The sequence below is a fragment of the Algoriphagus aquatilis genome, from assembly GCF_042657405.1.
Taxonomy (GTDB): domain Bacteria; phylum Bacteroidota; class Bacteroidia; order Cytophagales; family Cyclobacteriaceae; genus Algoriphagus; species Algoriphagus aquatilis.
This window is the reverse complement of sequence record NZ_JBHSKS010000010.1, coordinates 154,759-173,208: the sequence shown is the minus strand read 5'-3', so window position 1 is coordinate 173,208 and position 18,450 is coordinate 154,759. Positions and strand designations below refer to the sequence as shown.

Sequence of the window (18,450 nt, the reverse complement as noted above, 5' to 3'; positions counted from 1 at the left end):
TAGCAACCATGAACGCTCAGACAAAATGGAACGGAACCATCTTCGCATGGCCATCAATTAGAAAAGACCTAATCGCTTACTTTGAAGATCGATTTAACCAAACTGACACAGTTTAGTGAACACTCCCGCAGTACAGTCATTTTCAACCATCCTTTTATCTTACTAGCCATCGATTGGATTAGCTTCCAGTCTTTTCGTCAGTTTTCCCTTTGTCACCTTCCCCTCGTTTCCCAATGAGAAAATTCCTTTTCCTAGTCCTTTCGACTATTTTCTACCTTCCAAATTCCTTTGCTCAATTTCCTCAGGTAAGTGGAGTTTATCCTCATTTGGCGCAGTTTAATCAAGAGGGAGAATGCGGGACAGGGGCAGTGGTTTTTTGGGCGGGAAAGCTTTGGACCATCAGCTACGGTCCGCATCTGCCATTTGGCTCTTCCGATCGACTCTACGAGATCAATCCTGACCTGAGTCGGACCGTCCGTCCCGAATCTGTCGGTGGCACGCATGCCAACCGCATGATTCACCGCGAATCCAATCAACTCTTCATCGGCAATCACGTGATCGACTCCAAAGGGAATGTCCGAACCATCAATCCGCTCCAGATGCCGGGAAGATTAACGGGCATGGCAAGAAGCCTGACCGACCCAGCCAATAAAATCCTGTATGCCGCCATGGAAGAGGGTTTCTACGAGGTGGATGTACATACACTGGAAGTCACGATGCTGTTCAAGGACGGAAATCAAATCCGTAAAGAAGCTGGCGGAGGTACCCATGAAAGTACTCTTTTACCGGGGGTACATGGCAAGGGATTTTATTCCGGACAGGGCGTCTACGTCTACTCCAATAATGGGGAGTCAGGTGCCAAAGCGCTGGTGGACCCTACAATTGAGGCCGGGTCTCTTTCCGAATGGAATGGAAAGGAATGGAAGCTGATCCGCAGGATGCAATTTGTGGAGGTGACAGGTCCAGGAGGAATCTACGGAAATCAAAACCCGGATTCCGATCCCATCTGGGCAACGGGTTGGGACAATCGCTCGGCCATGGTTGGGGTGAGAGCAAATGGGACTTGGTCATTTTATCGAGTGCCCAAGGCGTCCAACTCCTACGATGGAGCTCACGGTTGGAATACGGAATGGCCCAGAATTCGGAACGTGGGCTCGATTCGCGAAAAAGACTACCTGATGACCCTCCATGGGATGTTTTGGCGGTTTCCGGAGGGTTTTTCACCCCAAACATCAGCAGGCCTGAGACCAAGATCCTCTTACCTCAAAATCATCGGAGACTTTGAGCGATGGGGCGATCAATTGGTTTTTGGAACGGATGATGCCACCAAAAGCGAGTTTTTGAGCAATCGACCCGACAAGGCGGGTATTCCCGGTGCAGGTCAGTCGCAGTCTAACCTTTGGTTTACCGACCTGAGCATGCCCGACCGTATCGGACCGATCGATGCGACAGGGTCGATTTACCTGCGAGACTCGGTAAGTGCTGCTATTCCTTCCGAACCATTTCTTTTTGCAGGCTGGAAAAACCGCACCGCTTGGATCAAAAATCATAGCAATCAGCCCGTTTCACTAATCATCGAAGTCGATGAGCAAGGAGACGGCAAGTGGAAAGTCCTAAAGACTGTAGAATTAGCTCCTGCATCCGGGAGTTCACTTGTTTTTTCTCCTACTGAACGCGGAGAATGGATTCGTGTCAAAACGACTACTAATGCGGTTCTGTCTTTTTCACTATCCTACTCTGATCCGAAAAACAAGAACCAAGAAAATCCGAGTCTTTTTGATGGATTCAGGTCTGCAACCGAAGACAGACCAGAAGGCAGTGTGATGTATGCACTAGGCAAGCATCGTCGACTCGGAATACTCTCCGAAAGTGGCAACTATTACGAAATGGACAGCCTGCTGCAGATCAAGTCCGTCGCCAACGATTCTCTTCGTCAGTGGATGTCACAGACGCTTTCTATTCCCAAGCCCTTGATTCGGGTAGAAGGCAATTCCTACTTGGTGACAGATGCCAACGGTGGCACGTGGAGGCTGCCATTGGGAGAGTCGATTTACACAGACTTGATGGAAAAGCAACAAATCCGTCTCGTTCGAGAAGTGGTCACGGAGCGGGATTTACTGCATTTGGGGGGGACGTTCTTTGAATTGCCTGCTGAAAATGCCGGTGGCTATGCCAAAATAAAACCTATCTCTACGCATTCCCTGCTGATGCAGGATGTGGCTTCCTATCGGGGGATGCTGTTGATTTCAGGAGCTGATCCGAGCTATTCGGGGGATCATGCGCATATTTTAAAAAGTGAGGATGGAAAGATCTCCCTATGGGCAGGTATGGTGGATGACCTTTGGAAACTTGGGAAACCCAAAGGAAAGGGAGGTCCTTGGACCCAATCCCAAGTTGCAGAAGGGGATATTTCTGACCCGTATCTCTTTGGAGGATATGATCAACGCAGATTGACTTTGGTTAATCATGGAACAGAAAAGTTGGCCATCCGTGTGGAAATCGATCCTACTGGCTCAGGTGATTGGTTTGGTTACCAGACCATAGAAGTATTGCCGGGGAAGGCTTTTGATCATGCTTTTCCAGAGTCGATCACAGGCAAGTGGGTTCGATTTTTTGCGTTGGGATCTGGACATGTGTCCACCGAGTTGACCTATGAATAAAAAATGATATGATTATCCACTTTTCTACCAGTAACCAAATAAGATAAGGTTTGAAGTTCGTTTAGAGGTGCTGTGGACTGTCGTCTGTGGTCAGTCGACGAATGTCCGCGATCTTTAGAGCCGATGACCTACCAAGTGGTAAGATTGCGGATATTCATTAAAAATGAATTCAATTTGGCAAAATCAAATCCGTTGAAAGGAAATTTCAGATAACTATTCACTTCTAATCCAATCGGATTACCTCGTTCTAAATCACCTTTTTACCTGATAAACATCAGGTAATACTACAGGCTTGGTGCCTAATATCGTGGACGTTAAACCAAAACAGCCCACGATATGACTCAATCTTCCCCCCTTTCCTCAGCGCAGACCGGAGTGCTGGTTTTGCTCCGATTGTTGATTGGATGGCATTTTCTTTACGAAGGTGTCATCAAGCTCTATAGTCCCGGCTGGACGGGCAAAGGCTACCTGCTCAGTGCTACTTACATGGAATCTTTTTTCCATTGGTTGGCTGGCGAATCCATGATTTCAACGATCGACACGTTGAATATCGCTGCCCTGCTGATCGTTGGCGTTGCCTTGATTCTAGGTTTCAAAACTCAGGTGGCCAGTCTGATCGGAGTTGGGCTTTTGCTCCTGTACTACTTTGCGCATCCTCCCTTCCCCGGCTATCCCATGGGACCTGCAGAGGGAAGCTATTGGATCGTCAATAAGAATCTGATCGAGGCAGCCGCTCTCCTGGTGATTTTCCTTTTCCCTACTTCCGTATCCTTTGGCTTAGAGCGATTTTTTGTCAAAAGATCCCTTTCCTCCCAAACCCACTAATCCCACTTCATCATGGCAACTGACAAAAAACTATTTGAGGCATTTTCTAGGAGAGATTTGCTTAAAAGCTTGGCTGGTGTTCCGATTTTGGGCGCAGTTTGGGCAGCTGGTATTGATACGACCAGAAAATCCAAGCTGGAAAAAGATTTTTGGCTGGAGAAACTGAACATCAAGGCCAGTGCTCCTCCCGCTTCGGGACCGATGAGCGGAGACCCGCTCCGAATTGGACTGATCGGTTTTGGGATTCGGGGAGAGCAATTGATGAGGGCTTTGGGTTTTGCGACTCAAGAGTGGATGGAATCCATGGCCAAATCGGCCCAGGAAGATCCCAACGACAAGCGGTTGGAGGATTTTTTGGCACAGGAAAATCTGAATGTCAAGTTGACTGCCATCTGCGATATTTTCGATGTGAGGGCAGAAAAGGCACTTCGCTCCTTCAATACGGAATCGAATCCCTGTAAGCGCTATGAAAATTACCTGGACTTGATTCACAGTGGTGAAGTCGATGCGATCATCATTGCCACACCTGATCATTGGCATGCTCCGATGGCTCAGGCTGCAATTGAGGCGGGGGTTCATGCCTATGTGGAAAAGCCCATGACGCATACCGTATCCGAGACTTACCAACTCAGAGAGGCGGTTAGAAAAAATCCGGGAGCCATATTGGCTGTAGGCCATCAGCACAGACAGACCCTCAGCTTCCTGACTGCCCAAGATGCCATTGCAAAAAATACCCTCGGTCACATCTCTCTGGTCGTCACCAATACCAATCGAAACGATGACAATGGAGCTTGGCAATATGAAATTCATCCGGAAGCCTCTCCCGAAACCATCGATTGGAATGCCTTCCTGGGAAATGCGCCTGAGGTACCTTTCAATACCGAACATTTCTTCCGATGGAGAAAATGGTGGGCTTACGGTTCCGGACTTTCCGGTGACCTCCTGACCCACGATTACGATCGGATCAACTGTGTGCTGAAAATGGGAATTCCGAAGTATGTCACTGCTTCCGGAGGAATTTACACACATCGGGACGGACGAAATGTCCCCGATGTGATGCAGGTCAATATGGATTTTCCAGACTTTAGCACCGGTTCGAGCCAGGAGGAGGGCAAAGAAAAAGGAATGTCCTTAGTCTATTCGGCCACACTGGGGAATCAGTTTGATCGGGGCACTGTCCTGATGGGACACGATGCGAGCATGGAGTTGGGAAATATCCTGACCATCTATGCCGATCCTCGATCCACCAAATACAAGGATTTGATCAAGGAAGGCCGAATCGATCCACAGGTTCCGATCTATCAATATGATCCCACTGCCGAAGGAGTGGATGCGGTCACCTCTGCTACTGCCAAGTACTTCGCCAACAAAGGCTTACTCTGGACCTACCGAGATGGAAAGCGAGTAGACTCCACCTTCTTGCATATTCGCGAATGGCTGAGCTGCATCCGTAACGGAGGCAATCCTAGCTGCGGAATAGATGAAGGTTTCGATGAGGCAATCACCGCTCATATGGCCGGATTATCTTACAAAACCGGTCGAAAAATCGAGTGGGATGCTGTGTCTGAGCGCATCATTTCGCTGCCAGGTGAGGATCTGGATGCGATACTTTTGGATAACTCCGTAGGTTGAAAATCACGGCTTTTGATCCTGAGGTAAGGTTGTTTTTTGGGATTTAGCTAATCTGGAAAAACTCCTCACCTCGGGATTTTTATTTGTCCGAGAGAAGCTTAATTCCTGTGCTCAGTTTTTTGCCTAGGTTATGATTTATGTAAGGTGGGCTTGCGGATGTTTATCCTGATTTATAAAGGATCTTAGTTCCAATTGTACTGATAATGTTCTCAAAAATCTCTACTATTGAAGTTTGAATAGCATCAAAAAAATATAAAATGGCCTTACAAGAAGAGTTTGAATCACAAGGAAACTGGTTGTTTAGATACCGGAGTTTTCTTCCTTTGATCATTTTGGTGATCGGATGGATGTTGTATTTAAGGAGAGAATTGCATCCTGAAGAATTCACCTTATATAGTCCTGAGTTGGAAAATTATTTCTTGGCTGCTGGACTGGCAGTTGGATTAGTGGGTTTGTTTATCAGAGTTTATACCGTAGGCCATACTCCTAGAAATACATCAGGGCGCAATACCAAAGAGGGGCAAGTGGCTGATTCGTTAAACCAAACAGGTATCTATTCATTGGTGAGGCATCCGCTTTATTTAGGTAACTTTTTAATGTGGCTTGGGCCTGCGGTTTATACCGGTCATGTTTGGTTTATGATCGGATTTACGTTTATGTATTGGGTGTATTACGAGCGGATCATGTTTGCAGAGGAGCAATTTTTGAGAAAAAAATTCGGCCAAACCTACCTCTCTTGGTCTGAAAAAGTACCTGCCTTCGTTCCCAAATTCTCTGGTTTTAAAAAGCCGGAATATTCCTTCAGTTGGAAAAAAGTGCTTAGGAAAGAGAAAAATGGACTTTTTGCTTTGTTTACTATTTTTTGTGCCTTCGATGTTTCAGGTGAACTTATTAAGAATGGAGATCAATTTAATCCCTTTTTACTGGTTATGACTGGGATCACGGGTGTACTCTATTTAATCTTGAAAATTCTCAAAAAGAAAACGTCTATTTTGACAGAGGCAGATAGATAATCAGTATTTAACTAAATAAAAAAGCGTTCCATGAATACTATACATGGAGCGCTTTTTTATTTTTTTTCTATCGAACTCTAAAATGAGTGGCATGTTATCTCACTTTAGGGTTGGCAGCTTTTCATGATTATTGAAAACGTTTTTATAAAAGCATAAGCCATGTTTATTTCTAGTTCATTTTTACTCTTTTCCTAAATGGAAAAAGCCCTTGAATTTTATTTTTTTCTGAAGGCAACGCTATTGTTAAATGGGATCGTAATGGAATTGAAATCAAACCAAATCAATTTCTATTATGAAAAAAGTACTAGCTCTTTTACTTACCACATGTTTGAGTATCGGAACTCTTATGGCACAAGATGAACCAGAAACACTCTTTGGAAACGAGTTTTCCCTTTCCAACATCCGGATCATGGTCTCTCCAGGATTTCAATTGACCCAAATCGCTGGTGAAGGGGCGGGATTCGCCCAGTTTCGTGCAGGAGTAATACTGCATGACAAACTTACTCTTGGAGGATTTTATGGGGAAATGATCAATCAAGTTCGTCCGGTTTCATTTGCCAATACACTTCCTGCACGTGCACACTTAGACGCTTATCAAGCTGGTGGATTTTTAGAGTACACCTTGCATGCCTCAAAATTGGTCCATTTGACTTTTCCTCTATCTGTAGGAATGATGGAACTGGAGATCGATGAGGAAGGTAGAGATTTTGACTATGAAGAGGCCAAAACTCTTTTTGTGGAATCCGGTGCACAAATAGAAGTCAATCTTCATCGTTTTGCAAGACTACACGCAGGTGTCGGTTACCGAATTATGGGTGAAAAAATTGAAAATATCCCTGGTGTACCGAATGCTGAAAATAGCCTGACGTTCAATTTGGGTTTGAAAATGGGCCTTTTTCAGATTAAAAAATAAAGACTTGTTCGGATGCATACAGAGCAGAGGCTGGAATAGCTTCTGATTTTTTTTTAGCTATCCTTGAAAAGCCTATATACTGATTGATTTTCAAAATTAGGTTTTTGGGAAATGAGTAGCGGCCTGTGGTGAATCAAGATGGTCAAACCTATATAAGTATAAAGCAACCACCCCTAGACTGGGCCAAAGTTCAATGGTAAGCTTGGGAAATTTCTTTTGTTTTTTGATTTGATTTTCCCGGAGTTTGGCTAATCGGAAGCTTCCCATTTTAATCCAAAATTGAATAATTGCTCCTCCTCCATTTCAAGGATGATGCATTGCTTAATCTCGCGGTTTATTCATTTCCTGTAAAAAGGGTTCTATCTCCTTTTTTATTCTTTTATATTCATCAATCTATCATCCCATACCCATTTTATGGAAAACTACACTCTCACCATCAATGGCAAAAAGCAGGAGGTCACAGCAACACCTGATATGCCACTTCTTTGGGTCTTAAGAGATCTTTTGGATATGAAAGGAACCAAGTTTGGATGTGGTCAAGCGCTCTGTGGGGCTTGCACGGTCCACTTGGATGAGGTTGCGGTAAGATCTTGCAGCTTGCCGATTTCGGAGGTGAAAAACGGAAAAATCACAACCATCGAGGGCCTTTCCGAAAAAGGGGATCATCCGCTTCAAGAAGCATGGGTGGAGCATGTAGTTCCTCAGTGCGGCTACTGCCAGGGAGGTCAGATCATGACTGCGGCAGCCTTACTGAAACAAAATCCAAATCCAATAGAGGCTGAGATCGAAGCGGCCATGCAGGGCAATCTCTGCCGATGTGGAACGTATAATCGAATCAAGGCAGCTATCCAAACTGCAGCATCCCGCTAATTCCAAAACTGAAAAGCTATGAAAAATTTTATTCCAGTTTTTAAGGAAAAAAACAAGGTGTCAGAAGATCGGTCCAAGATTTTTGTGGCCTCCAGAAGGGATTTTCTTAAAATCGGTTCCCTCGCTACCGGTGGGTTTTTGCTGGGAATCAATTTCCAATGCTCCGGTCCAAAAGGCGATGTAGTGACTTTTGCTCCTAACGTGTACATCTCTTTCGGTTCGGATAATCAGGTGACCTTGATTGCTCACCGCTCGGAAATGGGAACAGGCATTCGGACTTCTCTGCCGATGATTATGGCAGACGAAATCGGAGCTGATTGGAGCAAAATTAAAATCGTCCAAGGCGAAGGTGACGAGGATAAATATGGAAATCAGAATACGGATGGGTCCTTCTCCGTTCGTATGTTTTTTGAACCGATGCGAAAAGCAGGGGCCACAGCTCGTCACATGCTGATCCAAGCGGCTGCGGCCAAGTGGGGCGTAGATCCTGCTGAGTGCTACACCGAAAACTCTGAGGTCCATCTGAAGGAAAGCCGTAAAAAAGTCAAGTTTGGAGATCTCGTTCAGGACTTGTTGGTAATGCCTCTTCCTGACCCAGCTACCATCAAAACCAAAGAGCTTAGCGAATACAAACTGGTAGGAACCGATGTAGCAATCTACGACGCCAAGGATATCGCTACCGGGAAGGCTGTCTTTGGAGCAGATGTGAATTTGCCCAATATGCAGATCGCTATGATCTCTCGCAGTCCGGTAGTTGGAGCTAAAATCATTTCTTACAATGACGCCAAAGCACTGGCTGTTCCAGGAGTAACGCAAGTCGTCAAGATCGAAGGAACGGGCATTCCAGCTGGCTTGGATAAACCACTGGAAGGATTGGCAGTCCTAGCCTCCAATACGTGGGCCGCCAAAAAAGGTCGAGAAGCTTTGGAAATCGAATGGGACTTGGGTCCAAATCAGGAATACAACTCGACTGCTCAGCTCGAAGCTATGGCGAAGTCTACTTTGCAAAATGGCAAGGTTCGTAGGGAGCGCGGGAATTTCAATGCCGCCAAATCCGGTGCTGCAAAGTCCTTGGACAAGACATTCAAGATCCCTTTTTTTGCTCATGCCACCATGGAGCCGATTGCGGTGATCGCGGATTACAAAGGGGACGGAAGTGTAGAAATCTGGGCGCCAACTCAGCATCCGCAGTGGGCTAGAGGCGCTGTAGCCGGAGCTCTTGGAATTGAGATTGACAAGGTGAAGATGAATGTGACGCTTTTGGGAGGTGGATTTGGACGAAAGTCCAAGCCTGATGGAGTGGTGGAAGCCGCGCTACTTTCCAAAGCAGCCAAAACTCCTGTTCGCGTGCAGTGGACCCGAGAAGATGATCTACACCACGATTTTTACCATTCCCACAGTGCACAGCGGATCGTAGCGACTTTGGATGGAGCGGGGAAACTCACAGGTTGGAACCAACATTCAGTCTTTCCCGCTATCGGTGCCACAGGCAATCCGGATGAATTACATCCTTCTGATGGAGAATTGGGCTTGGGTTGTACCGATTTCCCATTTGATGTGCCCAACATTCGGATCGAAACCCACGAGTCCAAGGCCCATACCCGAATCGGTTGGCTTCGTTCCGTAAGCAATATCAACCATGCCTTTGCTGCTCAATGCATGATGGACGAAATCGCCGAAGCAAGAGGAGTGGACCCGATTCAGCAGGCGATTGAGCTTTTGGGAGAAGATCGAGATTTGAATTTTGCAGAAGAAACGGGCGGGAAGTATGAGAACTATGGGGAGAAGATCGAAGACTTTCCTTGGAATACGGGTCGGATGAAAAAGGTGATCCAAGCCGTGTCTGAAAAATCAAACTGGTCCCAAAACTTGGCAGCAGGCAAAGCCATGGGATTTGCAGCGCATAAAAGCTTTCTAACCTATGTTGCCTGTGTGGTGATGGTGGAAAAAGATGCCAATGGAAATCTCAGCATACCGGAGGTTCACTATGCGGTGGATTGTGGAGTAGGAGTCAATACGGATCGAATCAAATCCCAGTTTGAAGGAGGAGCTCAATTCGCCACCAGTTTGGCGATGACTTCAGCGATTACTTTTGATAAGGGGCAGGTCCAGCAACATAACTTTGATTCCTATCAAATCATCCGAATGCCTCAGGCTCCGAAAAAGATCGAAGTACATATCGTGCCAAGTACCGAAAAGCCGACCGGTGTGGGTGAACCTCCCGTTCCGCCGTATATTCCGGCCTTGGCCAATGCCGTGTACAAACTCACCGGTAATCGGATTTACGAGTTGCCGTTTAAAATTTGAGTTGATTAGAAATGCTGCTTTTCCGAAGGCAGCATTTCTTTTTTTAACCGTTAAGAGAATTGAGGGAATTAAGTGCTTTCCATTTCGTTGAATTCCTCAGTAGTTATATAAAACGCCTTAATTCTATTAATTTCTTACTATTGAAAACTATCGTTGTGCTGCTTTTCCGAAAGCAGCATTTCGCGAACCTATTCGTATTTTTGGACATGAAGCACATCCAACTCCTATCAGTTTTTACCCTGTTTTTTAGCTTTTTCGTCAATTCGTCTTTTGCCCAAAAAGAGCAAAAAGTAGACTCTGTGTATCTCGCCGGCAGTTCGCTCGGGGTGATCAAAAATCCCGTTTTGGAAGAAATCAGCGGATTGGCTTTTTCACATAAGCACCCCAATTTGATCTATGTCCACACCGATAGTGGAGGTGATCCGGCGGTGTATTTATTGGATTCTATGGGAAAAGAATTGGGGGTCATCAAGTTGGAAGGAGTTAAAAACCGCGATTGGGAAGATATTGCCGTGGGGCCAGGTCCTGGGGGAAAGCCCTATGTTTTTGTAGCCGAAATAGGAGACAATGCTGCAATTCATGGTGAAATCTGTATTATCCGTTTCCCCGAACCCAATACCCTTACGGCCAAAACCACTGTTAAACCAGAAGTCTTGAGGCTTACTTATCCCGGAGGTGCCAGAGATGCGGAAACCCTCATGGTGGATCCTATTTCGGGTGATTTGTTTATCGTGTCCAAACGTGATGATAAAAACTCCCTTTATCGAGTTCCCCAATCGGCATTTTCCAAAGGGAAATCCACGCTGGAAAAACTTCATAACCTGGATTTCACCAGTTCAGTCGCCGGGGATATTGCAAGAGATGGAAGCAAAATCTTGATCAAAAATTACTTTACCATTTACTATTGGGAGCGCAAGACAGGGGAGAGTATTCCTCAGGCCCTTCAAAGGGTGCCGAAACGACTGCCTTACGTACCCGAACCCCAAGGGGAAGCTATTGGCTTCAATCCTAGCGGTAATTCATTTTTCACCATCAGCGAAAAGCGGTTTAATGTCAACCCGACCGTTTATCGATATCCGAAGAAACGATGAAACAAACGAGCTCGGTCATTTTGATGGTTCGACCTACCCATTTTGGGTTCAATCCCGAAACGGCGGAAAGTAATTTTTACCAAAAGCAGGATGCTCGCCCCAATGATGAAATTCAGCGTCTGGCTTTGGCTGAGTTTGATGGGATGGTAGCTCTGCTGAGAGATCAGGGCGTTGAGGTTTTAGTGATGGAGGACAGTGAAAGTCCATTGAAAACCGATGCTATTTTCCCCAATAATTGGCTGAGCACGCATGAGGATGGGAAGTTGATTTTGTATCCCATGCTGTCCCCCAACCGTCGCCTGGAAAGGAGAAAGGAGATCTTGGAGCAGTTGCTTCAATTGGGTTTTGGGATATCCGAGATTATCGATTTAGGCTTTTTCGAAGATCATGGTCAGTATCTAGAAGGAACAGGGAGTATGGTGCTGGACCGACAGGCAAAGGTGATTTATGCGGCTTTTTCGGAGCGCACGCATCCTGTTCCCTTGGAGTATGTGGGGAAGCTATTGGGCTATCAGGTGGTGAGCTTTGAGGCCAAGCAGGAGATAGTGGGAAAGCTTTCCCCGATCTACCATACCAATGTCATGATGCATGTGGGGACGGACATTGCTGTAGTGTGTCTGGAAAGTATCATCAAGACAGAAGAAAAACAAAAAGTGATCGATTCCCTGACCAAATCAGGTAAAAAAGTCATTCCGGTTACAGCAAGGCAGAAATTTCAGTTTGCCGGAAACATGCTGGAAGTAAGCAATGACGGAGGTGAGAAGTTTACCGTGATGTCTCAGGCGGCATTGGATTCCCTCAATGTGGGCCAAATCCAGCAAATCGAAAAGTACACGACGATCATCAGTCCGGCCATTCCCACCATCGAAAAGCTCGGAGGGGGCTCCGTGAGGTGTATGATGGCGGAGATTTTTTTGCCCAAAAACTAAAAAGTCGTGAGCAGAAACTCACGGCTTTTCATCTGTCTCAGTTAGCATCCTTCGCACTGAGATTGCCTCACTTCAACCTTAAATACCCGTGTAATTAAACGGTGTAATCGCACGAAGTTCGCTTTTCAGCTCGGTGGAAATCGGTAGGTTTTCTACAAATTCCGCGATGGATTCTTCCGTGATTTTGCTGTTGGTACGGGTCAGATCACGTAAAGCTTCGTAAGGTTTGGGGAATCCTTCTCTGCGCAGGATGGTTTGAATCGCCTCGGCAACTACGGCCCAGTTTTCTTCCAAATCCGCATCGATTGCTGCCTGATTCAGTTCCAATTTCCCCAAGCCTTTTTGCAAGGACTCCAAGGAAATCAGCATGTGTGCCAACGGAACTCCAATGACACGCAACACGGTGCTGTCCGTCAAATCACGCTGCAATCTGGAAATCGGGAGTTTGGCTGCCAAATGCTCTAAAAGGGCGTTGGCGATGCCCAAGTTCCCTTCCGCATTTTCAAAATCAATCGGGTTTACCTTGTGAGGCATCGCAGAAGAACCCACTTCTCCGGCTTTGATTTTTTGCTTGAAATAGTTCATCGCTACATACTGCCACACGTCTTTGGACAGATCGAGCAAAATGGTATTGATACGCTTCAGTCCATCAAAGACGGCAGCCAGGTTATCGTAATGCTCGATTTGGGTAGTGGGGAACGAGCGCTCCAGCCCGAGGTAATTTTCTACAAAAGTGAAGGCAAATTCATTCCACTCAAAGTCAGGATAGGCCACCACATGTGCATTCATATTGCCTGTGGCGCCACCAAATTTGGCAGAGTAAGGTACCTGCTCAAGCAGCTCCAGTTGCTTTTTTAATCTCACCACAAAGACATTGATCTCCTTTCCCAGTCGGGTGGGAGAGGCGGGCTGCCCGTGGGTTTTGGCCAGCATGGGGATTTCAGACCATTGATCGGCCAAGTCGGCAAGCTTTTCGATCACTTCTTCCAAAGCCGGCAAGATCACTTCCTGAATTCCCCGCTTGAGCATCAGAGGCGTTGCGGTATTGTTGATGTCTTGAGAAGTTAGTCCAAAGTGGATAAACTCCTTGTAGGGTTCCAAACCGAGTTCATCGAATTTTTCCTTCAGGAAATATTCCACAGCCTTCACGTCGTGGTTGGTGGTCCGCTCAGTAGTTTTGATCCAAGTGGCATCTTCCATGGAAAAATGCTTTACCCAATCCCGTAACTGCGGGAAAAGTGCATGATCAAATTCGGCCAGTTGAGGAAGAGGGAGTTGACAAAGGGCGATAAAATATTCCACTTCGACATGCACCCGATATTTGATCAGGGCAAATTCAGAGAAAAATGCACGAAGAGGGGCGGTTTTGCCGGCATAGCGTCCATCCACAGAGGAGACGGCAGTCAGGGCATTTAATTCCATATCAGTTTGATTTGCTTCGCAAAAGATAGATTCAGTCCGTAAATCGGAAGTCGCAAAGGTAAGGGCTTGGGGCCAAAAACGGGCTTTTGGTTTAATATTTCTCCCTAGAGTACAAACTTACTTTTCTCTTTTGGGGTTATTCACTGAAATTTCTCAGGCATATGGGCAATATCCCGCTTGGGAGATTAATTTTGCAGCCAATTCACCAAAAGATCAGATGTTCAATTTCTTCAAGAAAAAGGAAAAAGAGGTCAAAGTAAATCCATTTTTGCCGCTTAAAGTCAGAGAAGTAGTTAAGGAAACTTCAGACACAGTTACCATCTATTTTGAGCAGCCAGAGCCCTATTTGGATTATAAGCCGGGCCAGTTTTTGACCTTGGTGATGGAATTTGAAGGCAGGGAGCAACGAAGATCGTATTCACTTTGCACCTCACCGTTTGTAGATCCTTTCCCTGGAATTTCTGTGAAGCGCGTACCCAATGGGCTTTTTTCCAATTTCTTAAATGAAAAAGTATTTCCAGGTAAGACGCTGAATGTGGTGAAGCCCATGGGCAATTTTACCACAGACTTTCACTCCAAAAACCGCCGCCATTTCTTTCTCATTGCAGGTGGAAGCGGGATTACGCCGATTATGGGGATTTTGAAGTCGGTATTGGTCAATGAACCCCAGTCTATAGTGACGTTGATTTATGCGAGTAGGAATGAAGAACAAATCATCTTCAAAAAACAACTGGAACTACTCCAACTAGCCAATCCAGATCGTCTTGAAATTATTCATAACCTGAGCCAGCCTTCTGAAAGCTGGACTGGACTGAAGGGTAGACTTTCGGGAGAGGTTTTAAAGGAGCTTTTTGCGAAAGCTGAATATGAGCCGCGCTACGAAGAGATCTATTTTATGTGTGGTCCAGATGGGATCATGGATACTGCCCAGCAGGTGTTGGATGAATTGGGGGTGGAAACAGACCGAATTCACCGAGAAAGCTTCTTCTCTGCAGCCGCTCATCAGGCACAAGAAGATGCCATGAAAGGAATAAACAACGGGATTTTGACCCGAGATGTCACCATAGTATTGGAAGGAGAAGAGCATGTGGTAACAGTCAATCCAGGTAAAACGGTATTAGAATCAGGCTTAGCAGCAGGATTGAATATGCCTTACAGCTGTCAAAGTGGGCTTTGCACCGCTTGTAGAGGACGGGTACTCAATGGACAGGTGAAGATGGATGAGGATGCAGGATTGAGTGAAAAGGAATTGGCAGCTGGCTATGTGTTGTGCTGTGTGTCCAGACCCTTGACAGACGATATCAAAATCACCATCGAATAATTCAACTCCATTGGAAACACAGGAACTGAGGAATATCTATCAACGGACTGAGCGTCTGACATTGATCATCTTGTTGATTGCCCTACCGGCATTTGGTATAGTGTACCTGTATCATAATTCAGGCAGCATCTCTAAAGATCTCCCTCAGCTGTCGGGTTTCCCAAACGGATTTTTGATGACCTTCTCGGTGACTTTATTGGTTGGACAATATTGGGCTTTTCATCTCAACATGAAAAAGGCCATTAAACAAGTCGAATTATTGGAAAAAGTGAAAATCTATGCAAAGGCTACCACACAGCGGTTTTTATTTCTTTTTCTAGTGTCCATTTCCAGTACGATTGGACTCCTCTTTAGTGGCAATCCGTTTTTCATTGTTGTTTTCGCTTTGGCATTGGTGTTTTTTTCTTTGGCCAAACCCAGTCCCGACCGAATGGCCAGACTGATGAAATTGAAAAAAGAAGACCGGGAACTTCTGAGAGAAATTGCCCGGCCTAGTTGATGGTAGAAGAATAAGAGAATAAAAGAATGGGAGAATAAGAGATATAGAGTTTGGTAAACCTGCTCTCTATATTTCTTAATCTCTAATCTCTTAATCTCTAATCTCTCAATTTTCAATGGTAATGTTTCCTGAACTAATGTTGCCACGAATGGTGGTAGTTGCACCATTGGAGATTTCAAGTGACTTTCCAGTGGAGATGGTTCCTACTTTTAGATTCCCGGAAGAAGCCTTGAGTGAATAATTGAAGCTTTTTAAATCACTGCCTGTCTGGATGTTGAAATTGCCGGAAGTGCCGCTAAACTGGGTTTGTGGGCCAAGTCCTGCCAAGGTAGCGCGGATATTTCCTGAGGTAAATTGCAATTTGCCCAAGGAGCCGATATTGTTCAGTTTGGCGTTTCCTGAGGTCAGTGAGGCTGCCAGCGTGCCTTTTACTCCGTTTGCTTCCAAAGAACCACTGGTAGATTCATAATCCACATTGCCATTGACCTGATTGATCGATGCATTTCCCGAAGTGAGTCTGGCTTGCACATTTCCATTCACCCCATTTACCTCTAAGTTTCCGGATGTTGCGCCGAGGTAAAGGTCCCCACTGATATTGGTTGCAGTGATTTTACCGGAGGTCACCTGCAAAGAAGTTTCAGAAGCTTTTACTTTGTCCACCTTGAGCGTACCTGAGCTGTTTTTGAATTTTACATTCATGTTTTCCGGTCCGGTGATCGTGATGTAGCCTTTGTTTCGGCTATTCCAGGAATAGTTGCTTACTTTCCGCTCGAGACTGATTTTCAAAACATCTCCTACTGTTACGAATACGATATCCTGATCATTGTCATTGGAGGCTAGGTAAGCAGTCACGTCTACTGAGGAGGATGAACCTCCCTGATAGCTAACGTCCAGCCATCCTCCATTGACTTCGATCGTTTTGATGTTTGGGTATGATTTTTTGGTGTCCACCAGGACATTTTGAGCAAGTGCGGCTGTTGCAGAAAGTACAAACAGGCTAAAGCTCAAGAGTAGGGTTAAGTTCTTTTTCATGGTTTTGGGATTGAATTATCTGAACGAAATGCCAAAACTGATGGCTTGTACCTCAGGTCCTTTGCCCGGGATAAAGAAATCATTTAGGTCATAGCTAAGGAAAAGGTTGACATCCCCGACGCCAATTTCGGTTCGGAGTCCATAGCGGAAGTTTTCCGCAAACATGTTGGCTTTTTCGAATTGCTTTTTAGAGTTGCCATTAGCATCCTCATAGACAAATTTGCCTCTGCCACCCAATCGCAAACCTCCATAAGCGCCGAGACCAAAGCTTAGCTTGCCATTGTTGCTCACTAGGGTAGGTACAAAGGTCATGTTGGCATAAGAGGCTGAGATTTTTGATTTGGTGCCGTCACCTCCAGTAAATTCTTCCCATGCGATGCCGTTGGGTGTGCGGATGGCGATCTGGTCACGATCTTCAAATTTGTAATTGAACCAGTTGACGCCTAAAGAAGTATTGAGGTGGAAGTTTTTGGTGGCTTTGTATTGACTGAGATATTTTACCTCTACGTTCCATGATCCCCACGGCTTCACGGTAGGAGTCTGATCACTTGGATTCCAGAGGTTGATACCAAGGTCTGTTACGATATCACCTGAATACTTGCTGTTTTTTTTAATCCAGGTTGTGTCCTTGTTCCAATTTTTCTCATCTACTTCTGCTTCGAAGGACTTGGTCCCGTCGCTGTACTTTTGATACGTCCAATCTTCTCCAAAAAAATGAAGGGTTTTGGATTTTACTACGGTTCGGTTATCCTGCGAGAAACCATAAAAGGGAAGGCTAATTGCCAGGGCAAGCACTAAAGAGTAAGCTTTTTTCATAAAATAGTTGGTTTAAAGAATTGGAAAATGGGGAGGTTCACTCCCCACTTTTTAGAATATCACGCCGAATGCTATGGGAGTCACTGAAGGTCCTTTTCCTTCTTGGAAAAGCTCGTTGAGGTCATAGGTAGTATAGAATTTCACTCTTCCCACGCCCACTTCACCGCGGATACCATAGCGGAGGTTTTGGAGATAGAGTCCGGTATTCTCGGTGTCTTTGCGACGTCCGGATCCTCCCAGATCCTCATACACAAATTTGGATCTTCCGCCAAGGCGATAGCCGACATAGGGACCTGCGGCTACTTGCAATCCTCTTTTGCCTTCACCATCCATCTTGCCAAAGTCCAGTTTGAAAAGGGTCATGGCAGTAAGGTAAGAGGCGGAGATTTTGCTTTTCATTCCGTCTACGTCATTCCGTTCCAAGAATGCAATGCCCTCATTTCCTTGCACTGCTTGAATGTTTCGGTTTTCAAATTTGAAATTGTACCATTGGAAGCCCAATCCAAAATCCCAATTAAAACCATTGCTGATTCGCTGGGAGGCCATCCAATTAATCCCAAAGTTCCAGCTACCCCAGCCTTTGACCGCATAGGGCATATCTGAAGTTGGGAATCCGCCGTTTTCGACCAGGTTATTGATTCCAAGGTCGATATTGGAGTAGGTACGGAAAGACTTTTCGTGTTTGGATTTACCGCCGTCGGTTTCGATTTTGACCTTAGTGTTTTCACCGGATTCATCGACATAAACCCGCATTCCGCCTACGCGAACTTCAGTTTCGGGGCCTTCTTCTCTGACTTTGACAATTTCTTTGACTGATCCGTCTTTCTTTCTCAGCTCTACTATAGTGAGCTCACCGGTTTCTTTATTTTCAACCAAATCAAGCTCAGCGATGATCTGATTGATGTTCATTAGTTTGAGTTTGTCAAAGTCGTCCTTGGAGTCGACGATGATGACTACTTTTCCTGACTTGCCAAATTCCACCACCACGCTGTCTTTAGGGATGGCTTTTTCAGTCATTTGGGAGAAATCTGTAGAACTATTGCCGGCAAAAGCTACTTGGACTACAGCCATGAGGCAAAACAAAAGCAGGTACTTTTTCATAGGAATTGATAATTTGAAA

15 protein-coding genes are annotated in these 18,450 nt (G+C 45.5%); 11 read left to right on the top strand and 4 right to left on the bottom strand.

The window, feature by feature from the left end; translation table 11 throughout:
• Positions 1-233: 233 nt before the first annotated feature.
• From ACFPIK_RS13470 to ctlX, 9 genes are all read left to right on the top strand, one after another.
• A complete protein-coding gene (locus ACFPIK_RS13470; RefSeq protein WP_377916131.1) occupies positions 234-2,660 on the top strand; it encodes a hypothetical protein in 2,427 nt (808 codons plus the stop codon).
• Between the two features lie 336 nt (positions 2,661-2,996).
• Positions 2,997-3,485 (top strand): DoxX family protein, encoded by a 489-nt coding sequence (locus ACFPIK_RS13465; RefSeq protein WP_377916129.1) that lies wholly within the window; start codon positions 2,997-2,999, stop codon positions 3,483-3,485.
• 12 nt (positions 3,486-3,497) lie between these two features.
• Positions 3,498-5,117, top strand: coding sequence for a Gfo/Idh/MocA family protein (locus ACFPIK_RS13460; RefSeq protein WP_377916127.1), 1,620 nt, complete (start codon positions 3,498-3,500; stop codon positions 5,115-5,117).
• 257 nt (positions 5,118-5,374) lie between these two features.
• A complete protein-coding gene (locus ACFPIK_RS13455) occupies positions 5,375-6,130 on the top strand; it encodes a methyltransferase family protein (protein WP_377916125.1) in 756 nt (251 codons plus the stop codon).
• A 292-nt stretch (positions 6,131-6,422) separates the two neighbouring features.
• Positions 6,423-7,043: a hypothetical protein gene (locus ACFPIK_RS13450; RefSeq protein ID WP_377916123.1), complete on the top strand. Its 621-nt coding sequence runs from the start codon at positions 6,423-6,425 to the stop codon at positions 7,041-7,043.
• 414 nt (positions 7,044-7,457) lie between these two features.
• Positions 7,458-7,913, top strand: a complete 456-nt coding sequence (locus ACFPIK_RS13445) for a (2Fe-2S)-binding protein (protein ID WP_377916121.1) — start codon at positions 7,458-7,460, stop codon at positions 7,911-7,913.
• 18 nt (positions 7,914-7,931) lie between these two features.
• A complete protein-coding gene (locus ACFPIK_RS13440) occupies positions 7,932-10,220 on the top strand; it encodes a xanthine dehydrogenase family protein molybdopterin-binding subunit (protein WP_377916119.1) in 2,289 nt (762 codons plus the stop codon).
• A 140-nt stretch (positions 10,221-10,360) separates the two neighbouring features.
• Positions 10,361-11,311, top strand: coding sequence for a hypothetical protein (locus ACFPIK_RS13435; RefSeq protein ID WP_377916117.1), 951 nt, complete (start codon positions 10,361-10,363; stop codon positions 11,309-11,311).
• The gene (gene ctlX, locus ACFPIK_RS13430; RefSeq protein ID WP_377916115.1) at positions 11,308-12,240 is read left to right on the top strand and encodes a citrulline utilization hydrolase CtlX; all 933 of its coding nucleotides are present in this window, start codon (positions 11,308-11,310) and stop codon (positions 12,238-12,240) included. Before ACFPIK_RS13435 ends, ctlX begins: the two co-directional genes overlap by 4 nt.
• A 78-nt stretch (positions 12,241-12,318) precedes the next feature.
• Here ctlX and purB read toward each other — a convergent pair whose 3' ends face one another.
• A complete protein-coding gene (purB, locus tag ACFPIK_RS13425) occupies positions 12,319-13,662 on the bottom strand; it encodes an adenylosuccinate lyase (RefSeq protein ID WP_377916113.1) in 1,344 nt (447 codons plus the stop codon).
• Positions 13,663-13,879: 217 nt separating this feature from the next.
• Between purB and ACFPIK_RS13420 the strand changes: the two genes are divergently transcribed.
• Together ACFPIK_RS13420 and ACFPIK_RS13415 are read left to right on the top strand one after the other, a co-directional pair.
• Positions 13,880-14,983, top strand: coding sequence for a 2Fe-2S iron-sulfur cluster-binding protein (locus ACFPIK_RS13420; RefSeq protein WP_377916111.1), 1,104 nt, complete (start codon positions 13,880-13,882; stop codon positions 14,981-14,983).
• Positions 14,984-14,993: 10 nt separating this feature from the next.
• Positions 14,994-15,482 (top strand): hypothetical protein, encoded by a 489-nt coding sequence (locus tag ACFPIK_RS13415; protein WP_377916109.1) that lies wholly within the window; start codon positions 14,994-14,996, stop codon positions 15,480-15,482.
• A gap of 105 nt (positions 15,483-15,587) precedes the next feature.
• Here the strand turns inward: ACFPIK_RS13415 and ACFPIK_RS13410 are convergent, their stop codons facing one another.
• Genes ACFPIK_RS13410 through ACFPIK_RS13400 form a run of 3 tightly spaced genes read right to left on the bottom strand, consistent with a single transcriptional unit; the run spans position 15,588 to position 18,431 of the window.
• Positions 15,588-16,514, bottom strand: a complete 927-nt coding sequence (locus tag ACFPIK_RS13410) for a DUF4097 family beta strand repeat-containing protein (protein WP_377916107.1) — start codon at positions 16,512-16,514, stop codon at positions 15,588-15,590.
• Between the two features lie 15 nt (positions 16,515-16,529).
• Positions 16,530-17,330, bottom strand: a complete 801-nt coding sequence (locus tag ACFPIK_RS13405) for a hypothetical protein (RefSeq protein ID WP_377916105.1) — start codon at positions 17,328-17,330, stop codon at positions 16,530-16,532.
• Between the two features lie 51 nt (positions 17,331-17,381).
• On the bottom strand, positions 17,382-18,431 hold the full coding sequence (locus tag ACFPIK_RS13400; RefSeq protein ID WP_377916103.1) for a hypothetical protein: 1,050 nt from the start codon (positions 18,429-18,431) through the stop codon (positions 17,382-17,384).
• Between the last annotated feature and the right edge of the window lie 19 nt (positions 18,432-18,450).